At 65.9% G+C, this 14,925-nt stretch carries 11 protein-coding genes; 6 read left to right on the forward strand and 5 right to left on the reverse strand.

Annotated elements, in window-relative coordinates; all coding sequences use genetic code 11:
* Positions 1–1,404: an efflux transporter outer membrane subunit gene (locus tag LJX93_RS18340; RefSeq protein ID WP_227696270.1), complete on the forward strand. Its 1,404-nt coding sequence runs from the start codon at positions 1–3 to the stop codon at positions 1,402–1,404.
* 340 nt (positions 1,405–1,744) lie between these two features.
* On the opposite strand, the gene LJX93_RS18345 is transcribed toward LJX93_RS18340, so the two are convergent.
* Positions 1,745–3,370: a PvdJ/PvdD/PvdP-like protein gene (locus LJX93_RS18345; RefSeq protein WP_095063695.1), complete on the reverse strand. Its 1,626-nt coding sequence runs from the start codon at positions 3,368–3,370 to the stop codon at positions 1,745–1,747.
* A 198-nt stretch (positions 3,371–3,568) separates the two neighbouring features.
* Between LJX93_RS18345 and LJX93_RS18350 the strand changes: the two genes are divergently transcribed.
* Positions 3,569–4,915, forward strand: a complete 1,347-nt coding sequence (locus LJX93_RS18350; protein ID WP_156311457.1) for a dipeptidase — start codon at positions 3,569–3,571, stop codon at positions 4,913–4,915.
* A gap of 16 nt (positions 4,916–4,931) precedes the next feature.
* The gene (locus LJX93_RS18355) at positions 4,932–6,212 is read left to right on the forward strand and encodes an aminotransferase class V-fold PLP-dependent enzyme (protein ID WP_033699315.1); all 1,281 of its coding nucleotides are present in this window, start codon (positions 4,932–4,934) and stop codon (positions 6,210–6,212) included.
* A gap of 35 nt (positions 6,213–6,247) precedes the next feature.
* Here LJX93_RS18355 and LJX93_RS18360 read toward each other — a convergent pair whose 3' ends face one another.
* The gene (locus tag LJX93_RS18360; RefSeq protein ID WP_033699317.1) at positions 6,248–7,216 is read right to left on the reverse strand and encodes an alpha/beta hydrolase; all 969 of its coding nucleotides are present in this window, start codon (positions 7,214–7,216) and stop codon (positions 6,248–6,250) included.
* Positions 7,217–7,358: 142 nt separating this feature from the next.
* Between LJX93_RS18360 and LJX93_RS18365 the strand changes: the two genes are divergently transcribed.
* On the forward strand, positions 7,359–8,480 hold the full coding sequence (locus LJX93_RS18365) for a cupin-like domain-containing protein (RefSeq protein ID WP_047581297.1): 1,122 nt from the start codon (positions 7,359–7,361) through the stop codon (positions 8,478–8,480).
* A gap of 162 nt (positions 8,481–8,642) precedes the next feature.
* Here LJX93_RS18365 and LJX93_RS18370 read toward each other — a convergent pair whose 3' ends face one another.
* The 3 genes from LJX93_RS18370 to LJX93_RS18380 all read right to left on the reverse strand — a co-directional run bounded on the left by LJX93_RS18370 (position 8,643) and on the right by LJX93_RS18380 (position 12,212).
* Positions 8,643–10,034 carry an aspartate aminotransferase family protein gene (locus tag LJX93_RS18370; RefSeq protein ID WP_033699319.1) on the reverse strand — a complete coding sequence of 464 codons (1,392 nt, stop codon included), beginning with the start codon at positions 10,032–10,034 and terminating at the stop codon, positions 8,643–8,645.
* 175 nt (positions 10,035–10,209) lie between these two features.
* Positions 10,210–11,532, reverse strand: a complete 1,323-nt coding sequence (locus tag LJX93_RS18375; protein WP_033699320.1) for an ATP-binding protein — start codon at positions 11,530–11,532, stop codon at positions 10,210–10,212.
* Positions 11,529–12,212 carry a response regulator transcription factor gene (locus LJX93_RS18380; RefSeq protein ID WP_033699321.1) on the reverse strand — a complete coding sequence of 228 codons (684 nt, stop codon included), beginning with the start codon at positions 12,210–12,212 and terminating at the stop codon, positions 11,529–11,531. Before LJX93_RS18380 ends, LJX93_RS18375 begins: the two co-directional genes overlap by 4 nt.
* Positions 12,213–12,375: 163 nt before the next feature.
* On the opposite strand from LJX93_RS18380, the gene dsbD reads away from it, so the two are divergent.
* A complete protein-coding gene (dsbD, locus tag LJX93_RS18385) occupies positions 12,376–14,088 on the forward strand; it encodes a protein-disulfide reductase DsbD (RefSeq protein ID WP_047581299.1) in 1,713 nt (570 codons plus the stop codon).
* A complete protein-coding gene (locus tag LJX93_RS18390) occupies positions 14,088–14,924 on the forward strand; it encodes a TlpA family protein disulfide reductase (RefSeq protein WP_033699325.1) in 837 nt (278 codons plus the stop codon). The genes dsbD and LJX93_RS18390 overlap by 1 nt, the downstream gene beginning before the upstream one ends.
* Position 14,925: the final 1 nt, after the last annotated feature.

Below are 14,925 nucleotides of genomic sequence, written 5' to 3' on the forward strand. Positions count from 1 at the left end.
ATGACTCTGCCAAGCCGTATCAGCCTGTTGACCTTGTGCCTGAGCCTCGCCGCTTGCAGCACGCCCTCTACTCCCGAAAGCGGCATCACTGCACCGCAAGCCTGGCAAGGCGAGGTCGAGCCGTCATCTGCCCAACTGCCGTCAGCACAATGGTGGCGTGCCTTCGCCAGTAGCGAGCTGGACCGCCTGGTCGAGCGCGCCCGGCTCAACGCCCACGACCTGGCGGCTGCCACGGCACGGGTGCGCCAAGCCCAGGCCCAGGCTGTTATCGCTGGCGCGCCGTTGCTGCCCGAACTGAACCTGGGCCTGGATGGCAGCCGCCAACGCCTGTTGCATGGCAAAGGCAACGACCAGCTGGACGTCAGCAGCAACGAGCGCACCAGTACCTCCTTCGACCTGAAACTCAGTGCCAGCTACGAGATCGATTTCTGGGGCGGCCTGCGCGCCACCCGCACCAGCGCGATGCACAGCCTCGACGCCAGCCGCTTCGATCGGCAAACCGTCGAACTGACCCTGGTCAGCGCCGTGGCCGACAGCTATCTGCAAGGCCTTGCCCTGGCAGAACAGTTGAACATCGCCCGGCTCAACCTGCGCAATGCGCGTGACGTACTGGGCCTGGTCGAAGCCCGCCAGCGCACAGGTTCGGCCACGCGCCTGGAGCTGGCCCAGCAGCGCAGCCTGGTGGCCGCCCAGGAGCGACAGGTGCCGTTGTTTGAACAGAAATGGCAAGACAGCCAGGTCACCTTGGCCACGCTGCTGGGCGACCCGGTCCAGGCCCTGCCGCCCAGCCGTGAAGCGATCGATGCCCTGCAGTGGCCAGCCATTGGCAGTGGCATCCCCAGCGAGCTGCTAAGCCGTCGCCCGGACATCGCCGCAGCCGAAGCACGGCTGGCAGCGGCAAGCGCCGACGTACAGGTGGCCAGGGCCGCCATGCTGCCGAAGCTGACCCTGGGGGCCAATCTGGGCAGCGGCGCCAATACCTTTGCGCGTGTCTTCGACAGCTCGTTCTACACCCTCACTGCCGGGCTGGTCGCGCCGGTCTTCAACAACGGCCGGTTAAGGGCCTCGCGCGACCTGGCGGAAGCCGAACAGGTCGAACTGTTGGAGACTTACCGGGGCAGCATCCTGGCGGGTTTCGCCGATGTCGAGAAAGCGCTCAACGCTATTCATGGCGTGGACCGCCAGCGCCAGTGGCAGGACGAGGAGGTGCAGCAGGCGCGCCTGGCTTTTGACCTGGCCCAGCAGCGTTATGGTGCAGGCGCCGAGACCCTGCTCAGCGTGCTGGAAACCCAGCGCACGTTGTACCTGGCGCAAGATCAGCAGGCGCAGTTACGGCTGGCACGGTTGCAAGGGAGTGTGGCGCTTTACAAGGCGTTGGGGGGTGGGTGGAAGGTTGGGCAGTAGCTGGGCGTAGGGCGTTAGATTTTCGGCGCCTCAGTGCCAGGCTTGGCATTTTCAGCGCCTATGAGATCGAGCGCCGCCCGCGCGGCGCATCGCGGCGCAAGGCCGCTCCCACATTTGTTTCGGGCCAGTCATGCCTGCGACATAGGCGCTCGACCCCTTGTTTGTACGACGCGATATCGAGGTGAACACCAAAGGGGCCGCGCACCAATGCTTCAGGAATAATTGGCCCGAAACAAATGTGGGAGCGGCCTTGCGCCGCGATGCGCCGCGCGGGCGGCGCTCGATCTCATAGGCGCTACAAAATCACCGCCCTACGCCCCGAGGCTACCCCCAACCGATATCAACGCCCCCGCACGCCCACCTTCAAATTCCGCGCATACCAAGGCCGCTGTGGCACCTTGGGCCGCAACTTGCCAAACAGGTCCTCATCGCTATAGATAATGCGCAAGGCCAGCTTCATCGTTTCCGGGTCCATCTCCACACTGCGCCCCGGCCGCAACCCCGGCACCGTAGAGCACCCGTGCGTATCAGGCCCCAACCAAGGGTCGGCCACTTCAACCCAGCGCCCTGGCGCAAACCAAGGCACACCATTGATTTCAAGGCGCCGCACCTCACCGGGGTGAACCCGCTCATGGGCCCGAAACCAGTCCTCGATGCGGTCGTCGATCCAGCCATGAAACTGCCAGAACACCGGGTTCACGTGGGATGAAAACGGGTCGCCAAGAAAGTCGTTCTCCGCCGCGAACCAGCGCAAGGCGAAATCGTCAGGCGTGCGCGCCGTCGGCACCGGCATGCCGTTGACAGGGTCACGCGGCACCGAAGCCCAACGCATGTGCAGCCAGTCATGCAGGCCCAGCTCCACTTCCGAACCGAACTGGCCCAAGGTCAACGTGCTCAGGTATTCAGGGTCACTGTAACGCGACTCCCAGACCTGGAAGTTGCCATGGTAGGTATCCGGGCTCTTGATGTCGCGCACCCACTGGGTGTATTCCGCGTCGCCGCTCGCCAGCCAGGTGGGCGGCAAGGCATTGCCGTCGTGGTTGTCGAAATAGCGGGCGAAGCCTGCGCGGTCGCGCTCAAGCTCCGGCTGTGGCTGCGGAAACCGCGCCCATGAAGGCAGGTCCTGCAAGGCTCGCGCGCTGCCGAGCATATGCCGGTGCATGAAAAAGAAGTCTTCGCCCGAGCCGTTGCGGTCCTTGTGCCGGCCACGCGCGTCACGCTCCCGCTCACGCGGCCCCGGCTGCCAGCCCAAGCCGCGCAGGGCGGCATGTTTTTCCTTGTCCAGCTTGTGCCATTTGTCACGCGAGGCATGCCACAACTGGTGAAACAGACGGTGCTCCGGGGTGATCAGCCAGGCCAGCAACTGCGGGCTCAGTGGCGTGCGCTCACGCGCCTCGGGGAAGGTGTGCTTGAGCGCCAGAAAGTGGTTGTCCTGCACCGGCAACGCCAGCGCACGGTCCAGTTGCGCAATGCGCCCATTGAGGGTTGCTGGCCCGGCATTGCCGAAGCGGCCCCAGACCTCGTCGATGACGATATGGCATTCATAGCGCGCCTGCGTTTCGCCTGGCTGGGTCGAGAACAAGCGCCAGCGCAAGGTGCCTGGTTTGTCTGCCAGCAGGTCGCCCACCACCCGGTAGCGCGGCTGTTCATCACTGCGCAGACGCTCGGGGGTGTCCAGATAACCACGCAGCGCCCGCCCACTGGGTGCAACATCCAGGAACAACTCCAGTTCGCCGTCAGGCAAGCCTTGCAGGCCCGCGTCCTTGCCCTGCAAGGTCCAGCGCCAGATCCCGCGCAAGGTGTCACCCAACTGCTGCAACGGTGTATCGGCCAGTTCGACGACCGCCTCGCCGGGGGTTTCCGGGAACGCTTCGGCGGCCCATTGGCGCTGGGCATACCACGCACCGGGCACCACCGCGCCCGTCAATGCCACACCGGCGATGAACCCACGTCGAGAAATCGTCATTGCAACTACCTGTGCATTGATTGCGGCCATGGAGCACGGCCCGTCCAAGGCTAGAACGTTGTACACAGCGCAAAATTTACCGTTGCTGGCGCAGACGAGCCGCCGTGGCTGGCTAAATTTCCACACGGCAGGCTCGTTCACTCCAGGTAGCGGCGGCCTCTGTGCCCATCCCTCGACGGTGAACCTACTGAGACCAAGATGACGACTCCACGCTGGAAGAAAGCCCTGTTTATCAGCCTGGCCGCGGCCGTGACCGCAGGTGCCGGTTTTGCCGCCTGGCACTACTTCAACACGCCGGCAGGCTACTCCAGAGAAGTGGTGCGCCAGGCCAACGACCTGCAGGAACGCATCATCTCGTTCGACAGCCATGTCACCCTGCCGCTGACCTTCGGCACCGAAGGCAGCGAGGCTGATAAAGACGGCAACGGCCGCTTCGACCTCGCCAAGGCCGCCCGCGGGCGGTTGTCCGGCGCCGCACTGACCATCTTCGCCTGGCCCGAATCCTGGACCGGCGACGATGGCCCGCACCGGCCGACCGCAGGCTTCGTCGAAGCCGCGCGCCACACCCAGGAAGTGCGCTACAACGCCATCGACGCCATGGTCCGCGACTTCCCCGAGCAGGTCGGTATCGCCTACACCCCGCAAGACATGCGGCGCCTGCATGGCGAGGGCAAGTTCGCAGTGTTCCTCAGCATGCTCAATGCCTATGCCCTGGGCGACGACATCGATCAGCTGGACCGCTGGGCCGCACGCGGCGTGCGCATGTTCGGCTTCAGCTATGTGGGCAACAACAGCTGGGCCGACTCTTCGCGCCCGCTGCCGTTCTTCAATGACACCGCCGATGCCCTGGACGGCCTTTCGCCGGTCGGCAAACGTGCCGTGCAGCGGCTCAACGACCTGGGCGTGATCATCGATGTGTCGCAGATGTCGAGCAAGGCGCTGGCCCAGGCCATCAGCCTCAGCCGCGCGCCCGTGGTGGCTTCGCATTCGGCCCCGCGGGCCATGGTCGATATCGCCCGTAACCTGTCCGACAAGGAGATGCAACTGATCAAGGACAGCGGTGGCGTGATCCAGCTGGTGGCGTTTTCAACCTATCTCAAGCCGCTGAGCCCCAAGACCCAGGGCAAACTCAACGACCTGCGCGCCCGCTACGACCTGCCGCCACTGGCCAACCTCAACTACGCGTTGATGCCGGGCGACCCGGTCATCGCCGGCTGGCCCGAACAGAAAGTGGGCCAGTACGCCAACGCGCTGTACGGGATCCTCGACGAAGAACCACCGGCCACGCTCAAGGACTTTGGCGACGCCATCGACTACACGGTGCACAAGGTCGGCATCGACCATGTGGGCCTGAGCTCGGACTTCAACGAAGGCGGCGGCATCGACGGCTGGCACGACGCCAGCGAAGCGCGCAACGTGACCGCCGAGCTGATCAGCCGCGGTTATTCCGAGGCCGATATCGCCAAGCTCTGGGGCGGCAACTTCCTGCGCGTGTGGGAACAGGTGCAGCACGCCGCACAACCCGCCACCACCTCGTCCCGATAAGCCTGCGAGTGCCTTCATGAACCATCGCCGTACCTTTCTCAAGCAGGCAGGCCTCCTGGCCGCCGCCCTGCCCTTGGCCAGCCAGTGGCTGCCGGGCGCACACGCCGCCTCGCCAGCTGCAGGTGGCGACGCCTGGGCAGGCTTTCGCAGCCTGTTCGAGCTGGACCCGGAGTACGCGCACTTCGCCAACTTCCTGATCACCTCACACCCAAAGCCCGTGCGCGAGGCCATCGAAGCCCTGCGCGCGAACTTCGACCGGCACCCAGCACGCATGGTCGACTGGGACAGCCAGGCGGAGTGGAAGCACGAAGCCGCCGTGCGCGAGTGGGCGGGCCGCTACCTGGAAGTGAACCCTCGGCAGATCGCCCTGACCGGCAGCACCACAGAAGGCCTGGGCCTGATCTATGGCGGCCTGAAGCTTGCGCCGGGGCAGGAGATCCTCACCACCGTGCACGAGCATTCGGCGGCGCGCCATACCCTGGGCTTTCGCACCGCGCGCGATGGCACGCCGGTGCGCAGGTTGCGCCTTTTCGACAACCCCGCGTTGGTCAGCACTGACCAGGTACTGGGCACCCTCGCTGCGGCCATCAGCCCCAAGACCCGCGTGCTGGGCATGACCTGGGTGCATTCGGGCAGCGGTGTGAAGCTGCCTGTCGGCGAGATCGGCGCACTGGTGCGCGAGGTCAATCGGCAGCGCGACGAGCGCGATCAAATTATCTATGTGATCGACGGCGTGCATGGCTTCGGCGTCGAGGACATGCGCTTTGCCGACCTGAACTGCGACTACTTCATCGCCGGCACACACAAGTGGATGTTCGGGCCACGCGGCACCGGGATCATCTGCGCGGCCTCCACCGAGCTCAAGCACCTGAACCCGACCATCGCCACGTTTTCCGAGAATGAAGACTTCGCCACCGTGATGACCCCCGGCGGCTACCATGCCTTCGAGCACCGCTGGGCGCTGGGCAAGGCGTTCGAACTGCACCTGCAGCAGGGTAAGGCGAAGGTCCAGGCGCGTATTCATGGGCTCAACGACTACCTAAAGCAACGCCTTGAGGCGCTTGAGGCGGTCGAGCTGGTGACGCCCCGCAGTGCTCATTACTCGGCAGGTTTCACCTTCTTCAGGGTCAAGGGTCAGGAGGCAGATGACGTGGCTGGGTACCTGAACAGCCAGCGCATTGTCGTCGATGCCGTGTCGCGTGATGCCGGGCCGGTGGTGCGTACCGCGCCTGGGTTGCTCAATACAGAAGCCGAGATCGACCGGCTGGTCGATGTGCTGGGACGGCGGGTGCGCTGAGCTGCAGGAAGGGGCGCAAAGCGCCCCCGGCAATCTCAAGCCTTATCCCCAACCCCCTCCAGCCAACGCCCCACATCCTGGTAGATATCGCCCACCTGCCCAACAATCCCCGACATGCGCAAAAAGTCATGGGTCAGCCCCTCGACCCGGGCGAACGTCACCTCGGTCCCGCCCGCTACCAACCAATCACGGTAGGCAATCCCTTCGTCATGCAACGGATCGTACTCGGCCACGAACAGATAAGCCGGCGCCAACGGCGCGCGCAGCGTCGACAGCAAGGGCGACACGCGCCAGTCCAGGCGCTGCTCCGGCTGCGGCGCATAGTGCTGGTAGAACCACTCCAGGGTAGGCGTTTCCAGCAGGTAGCCTTCGGCATGTTGCCGATGGGACTCGCGCTGGCAGGAAATATCGGTCACCGGGTAAAACAGCAACTGCGCCAGCGGCTTGAACGCCAACGCCTCGGGCTGTTCGACCGCGGTGATGGCCAGTACCGCAGCCAGGCTGGCGCCGACGCTGTCCCCCGCCAGCACCACTCGGCGATTGTCTAGCCCCAGCGCTGGCGCCTGTTCGGCCAGCCAGTTGGCGGTATCCAGCACATCGTGCAGCGCCACCGGAAACGGCTGTTCCGGTGCCAGTCGGTAGTCCGCCGCCAGCACTGCGAACTCGCCCATGGCTGCGAGACGGCGGCACACCGAATCATGCGAGTCGAGGCTGCCTACAACGTAGCCGCCACCGTGCAGGTAGAAAATCACCGGCTGCAAAGCACCGCCCGCGTCGTCCGCGCGGTACAGCCGTGCTGGCAGGCTGGCGCCATCACGCGCCGGGACGTTCAGCTCGCTCACCTGCAGGCTGCCGGGCGGGCTGGGGTCGAGCACTTGCGAGCTGCCCTCGAACTCCGCCCGGGCCTGGGCCACGTCCATCGCGTGCATGGGCAGGCTTCTGCCCGTCAACCGGCCAAATTCGACCAGCTCCAGAAAACCCGCCAGATCAGGGTGCAATGCCATGTTGGATCCTTGCTTGAACAATGTGACTCGGCTATCCCTACGGAACGTAGGAGGCCCCGCGAAAATTAGCGGCAGGCACGGCTAAATCGACGACGGACACACTCGTTATCCCTGCACAACGAAACCCCGTCAGAGGCTAACCGTGGACCTTCAGAGCATCCTCAGCAAACTGTTCGCCAACGCCCATGCCGTCGGCATCGAAGGCGTGTTCCAGTTCGTCTTCGGCCAGGACCGTGCCTTCTGGTCAGAAGTGCGCGACACCAGCCGCACGGGCGCGGGCCGGCACAGCACCCCGGATGTCACCATCGAAGTGGCCGAGCGCGACTTCCTCGACATCATGGGCGGCACGGCCAATGTCGAGGAACTGTTCGCCAGCGCACGCCTGAAAATCACCGGCAACATGGGCCTGGCTACCTTGCTGCCGCAGATCATCAACAACGCCCGCAAAGGTGCGGCGCCGGCCAAGGTGGCGATGAACCAGCGCTACCCCACGCCGGCACGCCTCAGCGAACGGGTTTCGGCGGCGCTGCCAGTGCAGCGCGAGGTGCTGCGCATAGCCCGGGCCGACATGCCGCTGTCGCGCTTTCAAAGCGAGTTTCTGTCGCATGGCACCCCTGTGGTACTCAGCGACGCCCTGCAGGACTGGCCACTGTTCAGCATGGGCCGCGAGGCTTCGCTCGAGCATTTCGCCGAGCTGCAGGGCATTACCCGGCATGGTGACTACGTCAAGAAAACCTTCTCCACCGACCGCGACTTCCGCTCGACCTCCATGGCCGACTTCATCGCTTCGCTGGACAAACCGGCCAAGCCTGGCGAGACACCGGCCTATATGGGCAACAACATCGTCCCGGAAAAACTCCTGACACTGATCCGCTTTCCGGATTACTTCGAGCGCCAGCGCTTCATCTCGCCCCGTATCTGGATCGGCCCCAAGGGCACCCTGACGCCCCTGCATCGCGACGACACCGACAACCTGTTCGCCCAGGTCTGGGGCCAGAAGTCGTTCATCCTCGCCGCACCTCACCATCGGGCAGCGCTGGGCACCTGGTCGACCAGCCCCAAAGGGGGCCTGGACGGCTGTGACTTCAACCCCGACGCGCCAGACTACCAACGCTTCCCGGCGGCGCGCGAGGTGCCCTTCCTGCGCGTGGTGCTACAGGCCGGTGACCTGTTGTTCCTGCCAGAAGGCTGGTTCCATCAGGTGGAGTCGGTGTCCACCTCGTTGTCGGTGAACTTCTGGGTGAACTCCGGGCGCGGCTGGTAGCCGCCCTTGCGGGGGTTAATTTGCGGCGGCGTCGGCTCGCTTCTAGAGAAACCCGCTTGCAAGAGGACGCCCGCATGGCCACCCCCACCCTCCTGCCCTTTCACGCTGCAGGGTGTCAACGGGCCCACCTTGGCCGGGGCCGCAACGCGGCCCCGGCATGTATCAGACCGCTGCTTTCAGGGCCTCGGCAAACCGCTGCGCCACCTCGTCGATCTGCTCGCCACTGATAATCAGCGGTGGCAGGAAGCGCACCACTGCACCGTGGCGCCCACCCAACTCCAGGATCAGGCCACGCTTGAGGCATTCACGCTGAACCTTGGGCGCCAACTCGCGGTTGGCCACAGGGTGCCCCAGGGCATCGCGTAGGCCGTGCGGGTCGACCAGCTCTACCCCGAGCATCAGCCCACGGCCCCGGATATCGCCCAACTGCGGATAATCCCGCTGCAGGTGCAGCAAGTGCTGGCGCAGGCGCTGGCCCATGGCCTCGGCGTGCTCGGCCAGGCGATGTTCGACCAAGTAATGGATCACCGCCGAGCCTGCGGCCATGGCCATCTGGTTGCCACGGAAGGTGCCGGCATGGGCGCCTGGCTTCCAGGTGTCCAGCCAGTCGCGGTACACCACCACCGCCAGCGGCAGGCTGCCGCCGATGGCCTTGGACAAGGTCACCACGTCCGGCACGATACCGGCATGCTCGAAGGCGAACATCCGCCCGGTGCGGGCGAAGCCACTCTGGATCTCGTCGACAATCAGCGCCACGCCGGCTTGCTCGGTGATCCGTCGCACGCCCTTGAGCCACGCGATATCGGCGGGCACCACGCCACCTTCGCCCTGCACCACTTCGAGGATCACCGCTGCCGGCAGAGGCACGCCGCTTTCTGGGTCGAGCAGCAGGTTCTCCAGGTAATGCAGGTTGGCCTTGACCCCGGCTTCGCCACCCAGGCCGAACGGGCAACGGTAGTCGTAGGGGTACGGCATGAACTGCACACCGTTGCCCAGCAGGGCACCCAGCGGCTGTTTCGGCCCGTGGCTGCCCATCAGGCTCAGCGCGCCCTGGCTCATGCCATGGTAGGCGCCCTGGAAGGCCAGCACGGTGCTGCGCCCGGTGGCGCCACGCACCAATTTGAGCGCCGCTTCAACGGCATCGGTGCCGGTCGGGCCGCAGAACTGCACCTTGGCTTCCCGGCGCAGCGCCTCGGGCAGTACGCCGAACAGGTCCTGGACAAAGCGGTCCTTGACCGGCGTGGTCAGGTCGAGGGTGTGCAGCGGCAGTTCGTCGGCCAGCACTTGCTGGATCGCCTCGATTACCACCGGGTGGTTATGGCCCAGGGCCAAAGTGCCGGCGCCGGCCAGGCAGTCGATGAACTGGCGGCCTTCGACATCCTCGACATGGATGCCACGGGCGCGCTTGAGCGCCAGTGGAATGCGCCGTGGGTAGCTGCGGGCGTTGGATTCCTGTTGCTGCTGGCGTTGCAGCAGCGGCGAATCGGTGAACTCGTACAGGGGTTGCGGCGCACTGGCCGGCAAGACCTGGGCAAGGCGGGTAGCGGTCGACATGGTAGATCCTCGCAAGCAAGCGAAAGTGCCCCGCCACGCCCCTGTAAGCAGATGTGTGCGGGTAGTTGTCGCTTGGGAAACGCTTAAGCGCCGGGAGGATTTAGCGGTTGCTGCGGGATTTTTGTACAGGGTTGTGATGCCTGGGGATTGTATCTGGTTCACCAAGCCAGGAAAATCAACGACCCGAGCGCGCCGGCACCTGCAACAGCACGCGCAAGCCATCGCTGCGGCTGTCGAAACGCAAGGTGCCGGCGCAACGCTGAACAATCGCCTGGACGATCGCCAAGCCCAGCCCACACCCGCCACTCTGGCCATTGCGCCAGAACCGCTCGGTCAGGTGCTGCAAGTCGTCGTCGGCAATCCCCGGCCCGTGGTCACGCACCATGAAGCCCACCTGGCCGTCAGCCATCTGCACTTCCAGCTCCACCGCGCTTTCGCCACCGTGGCGCAAGGCGTTGTCCAGCAGGTTGCGCAAGGCCGCGACCGCCAGCGGCGCGGGCATGCCCAGGTAGATCTGCGTGGCCTGCTCGGGCAGGCGCAGCACGATCCGCCGGTTGTCGCCGCCGCCGGCATCCTGCACCGCCTGCCGGGCGACCTGCTCGGCGCTGCACTGCACGCCATCCTCGAACGACAGGCTGCCCTCGACACGCGCCAGCATCAGCAGTTGCTCCAGCGTGCGGTGCATGCGGTCGGCACCTTGTTCGGCATGCTCCAGCGCCTGCTCGCGCACCGCGCCATCGGTCATGCGCGCCACCTGCAGGTGGGTCTTGATCGCCGTCAGCGGGCTGCGCAATTCATGCGCGGCGTCATCGGTCAGGCGCCGCTCGCGTTCGAGGGTCTGGGCAATGCGCAGGAACAACTGGTTCTGGGTTTCCAGCAGCGGTTGCAGCTCGCTGGGCATACCGGCCACCTGCAACGGCTCGACACTGTCGGCACGCCGCCGACGCAGGGCGTCGCGCATTCTATTGAGCGGCTCCAGGCCCTTGCCCAGGCCGATCCACAACAGGCCGAGGCTGCCGAGCAACGCCATCAGCACCGGGGCCGAGGCTGCCAGCAGGATCGACTGGTTCAGGGCCTCGCGCTCCATGTGGCGGTCGGCGGTGGTGATGCGCACATCACCGTGGTTGTAGGTAAACGTACGCCACAACGCGTCGTCGATGGTCTGGTCACGGAAGCCGCTGCGCTGATCATCCATGGCCCCGTCATGCTTGTGGTTGCTGGCCAGGATCTCGCCCCGCAGTGAACTCACCTGGCAGGCCATGCCGTCCGGCACGCTGAACTGGTCGGCGGAAAAATGCGCATCCTCGCCCTTGGCCGCCAATGGTTGCGGCAACTGGTCGATCAGCCCGGCAACCATGCGCGCCGAAGCCACCAAGCGCTGGTCGAGGGAAAACATCATCTGCTGGCGCAGGTCGCGTAGCATCCATGCGGCAGCCAGTACCCAGATGATCACGAAGGCACTGCCCAGGATCAGGCTCAGGCGTACCCGCAGGCTCATGGCGCGACCTCCTTCGGTGCCTGCGCAGGGCCAAGCCGGTAGCCCAGGCCACGCACGGTTTCGACGATGCTGTTACCGAGCTTGCGGCGCAAATGGTGAATATGCACATTGAGGGCGTTACTCTCGACCTCGTCACTGAAGCCGTACACGCAATCTTTCAACTGTTCGCTGGACAGCACCCGCCCTGGGTTCTGCAGCAGGGCCTGGAGCAGCGCCTGCTCACGGCGGGAAAGGTCGACCGGCTGGCCGGCCAGGGTCGCTTCGCAGCTGCTGGGGTCATAACGCAGCGGGCCGTGCTCGATGGCATTCACCGCCCGCCCGGCCACACGGCGCAGCAAGGTGTGCAGGCGCGCCGCCAGCTCCCGCAGGTCGAACGGCTTGAGCAGGTAGTCGTCGGCGCCGGCCTGCAGGCCATCGACCCGGTCGGTGACCGCATCGCGTGCCGTGAGCACCAGCACCGGCAGGCTCTCGCCCTGCTGACGCAGGCGCCGCAGCAGCTTGAGGCCGTCTTCATCGGGCAGGCCGAGGTCGAGGATCATCACATCGAACTGCGCCGCCTGGAGCATCGCCCGTGCACCCGCAGCATTGGCGACCCGGTCCACGGTCAAGCCCTGGGCGGTGAGGCCGGCGCAGATGCCGCTGGCGATCAGGTCATCGTCCTCGCAGAGCAGAACGTGCATGGTGGAGCTCCGGGTTGGGTGAGGCAGATACTGCACCACGGGTGGATTAAGTGAAGATTATGGACCTGGCGCGTGCGTTTGGGGGGATGTAGGACCGGGTTAACCTTGGGTTAATCGACCCAGGCCAGCATGGCCCACTTCAACGTACTGCCAAGGCGAAGACATGCGTGCCCTCTTTCTGTTCCTGACACTGCTGCTGGCCGGCCCCCTGCAAGCCAATCCGTTCGACGTCAAACCCGACTTCCTGCCGGTCAACCAGGCCTTTGTGCTGAGCCATGACCGCCAGGCCGATGGCCAGATGCGTCTATTCTTCCAGATCAAGCAAGGCTACTACCTCTACCAGAAGCGCCTGAAGTTCGACGGCCTGCCCGCCGAGCAGCAGCCGCAGTTGCCACCGGCGCTCAACCACCATGACGAATTCTTCGGTGACAGTGCGGTGTACCGCGACCAGCTCGAACTGCTGATCCCTGCCAACGCAAAAGGCCAGTTGCGCCTGGGCTGGCAGGGCTGTGCCGACGCCGGCCTGTGCTACCCGCCGCAGACCACCGCCATCGACCTGGGTGGCAGCGTGGCCCCGGCCGCCGATCAGGCCAGCGACCAGGCCCTGGCCAGCAACCTGCAGCAGGGCAACCTGGCGTGGGGCCTGCTGGCCTTCTTCGGCCTTGGCCTGCTGCTGGCCTTCACCCCCTGCTCGCTGCCGATGCTGCCGATTCTCGCCGGGCTGGTGCTCGGCAATGGCGCCAGCGCCCGACGCGGCTGGTTGCTGGCCGGGGTGTACGTGCTGAGCATGGCCTTGGTATATGCCGCCCTGGGCGTGGTGGCGGCGCTGCTCGGCGCCAGCCTGCAGGCCTGGTTGCAGCAACCCTGGCTGCTGGGCAGCCTGGCGGCATTGTTCGTGGTGCTGGCGCTGCCGATGTTCGGCGCCTTCGAGTTGCAGCTACCCGCCGCCCTGCGCGACCGTCTCGACCGCGCCGGGCAAGGTACACGTGGCGGCAACCTGTACGGTGCCGCGCTGCTCGGGGCGCTCTCCGGCCTGCTGCTCGGCCCGTGCATGACCGCACCGCTGGCCGGGGCGCTGCTGTACATCGCCCAGAGCGGCGACGTGCTGCAGGGCGCGCTGGTGCTGTTCAGCCTTGGCCTGGGCATGGGCGTGCCGCTGCTGTTGCTGGTCACGCTGGGCAATCGCTACCTGCCGCGCCCAGGTGCGTGGATGAACCTGGTCAAGGGCGTGTTCGGCTTCGTGTTCCTGGCCATGGCCCTGTATACCCTGCGCAGCCTGCTGCCACAGGCCCTGCTGCTGGCCCTGAGCGGCGCCTGGCTGATCGCCCTGGCCTGGGCCGCGTGGCCGGCCCTGCAGCGTATGCCTGCGCTGCGCGCGCTGCCTTTGCTGGGCGCGCTGTGGGGCGGGCTGTTGCTGGTCGGTGCGGCGGCCGGGGGCGATGACCTCTGGCAACCCTTGCGGCCGTTCGCCGGGGGTAGCGGGCCTGCGGCGGTGCAACCGGCAGAGGATGCATTCGTGACCGTCAGCCGCCCCGAAGACCTGCAACGTGAGCTGGACGCCGCCAAGGCCCGTGGCCAATGGGTGATGCTCGACTACTATGCCGACTGGTGCGTGTCGTGCAAGGTCATGGAAAAGAAGGTGTTCGCCCGCGCCGACGTACACACCAGCCTGGCGGGCGTGCACCTGCTGCGCCTGGACGTCACCGCCAACACCCCGGCCAGCCAGGCACTGCTGCAACGCTACCAGGTACCCGGCCCGCCCAGCATCATCTGGGTCGGCCCGGAAGGCGACGAACGCCGTGCGCGACGCATCACCGGTGAAGTGGATGCTGCCGCGTTCCTGCAACACTGGACCCAGACCAGGAGCCAAGGCTGATGCTGACCGTAACCCTCGGGCCATTGACCATGGCCCTCAACCACCTGCTGATGCTCACTGCCCTGGTGATCGCCAGTGTGGTCGGCTGGTGGGTCGCCCGCCGCGGCGGCGAAAGCCCGGAGTCGGCACTCTTCAACCTGTTTCTGATTGGCGTGCTGTGCGCGCGCCTGGGCTTCGTCGTGGCCTACTGGCCGATGTACCGCGATGACCTGGTGCAAGTCATCGACATCCGCGACGGCGGCTTCCTGTTCTGGTCCGGCCTTGCCGGCATCGTGCTCGGCGCGCTCTGGCAAGGCTGGCGACACCCGGGCCTGCGCCGTCCTCTGGGTTGGGCCTTGTTCAGCGGTGCGCTGTTCTGGGGCCTCAGCAGTCTGGGCGGCCACCTGTACAGCAAAGGCACCGAGCTGCCTGAGCTGAGCCTGCGCAACGCCGGCGGGCAGCCCGTGGCGCTGCACAGCTACCGTGGCAAGCCACTGGTCATCAACATCTGGGCCACCTGGTGCCCGCCCTGCCGGCGCGAAATGCCGGTGCTGCAACAGGCCCAAGGTGACTACCCCCACGTAACCTTCCTCTTCGTCAACCAGGGTGAGACGCCCGAGAACGTCAGCACTTTCCTCGCCACCACCGGCCTGAGCCTGACCCACGTGCTGTTCGACGGCGCCGGCCAACTGGCCCAGCGGGTCGGCTCGATGGCCCTGCCTACCACGCTGTTCTACGACAGTAACGGGCGGCTGATCGGCAGCCACCTAGGCGAGCTGTCACGGGCCAGCCTGCGCCACGCCCTGGAACCTTTCGACCGGGCCGCCGCGCCCACCCCTGCCGCACAAGGAAACTGAC

The sequence above is a fragment of the Pseudomonas sp. HN2-3 genome, assembly GCF_020691745.1.
Lineage (GTDB): Bacteria > Pseudomonadota > Gammaproteobacteria > Pseudomonadales > Pseudomonadaceae > Aquipseudomonas > Aquipseudomonas capeferrum.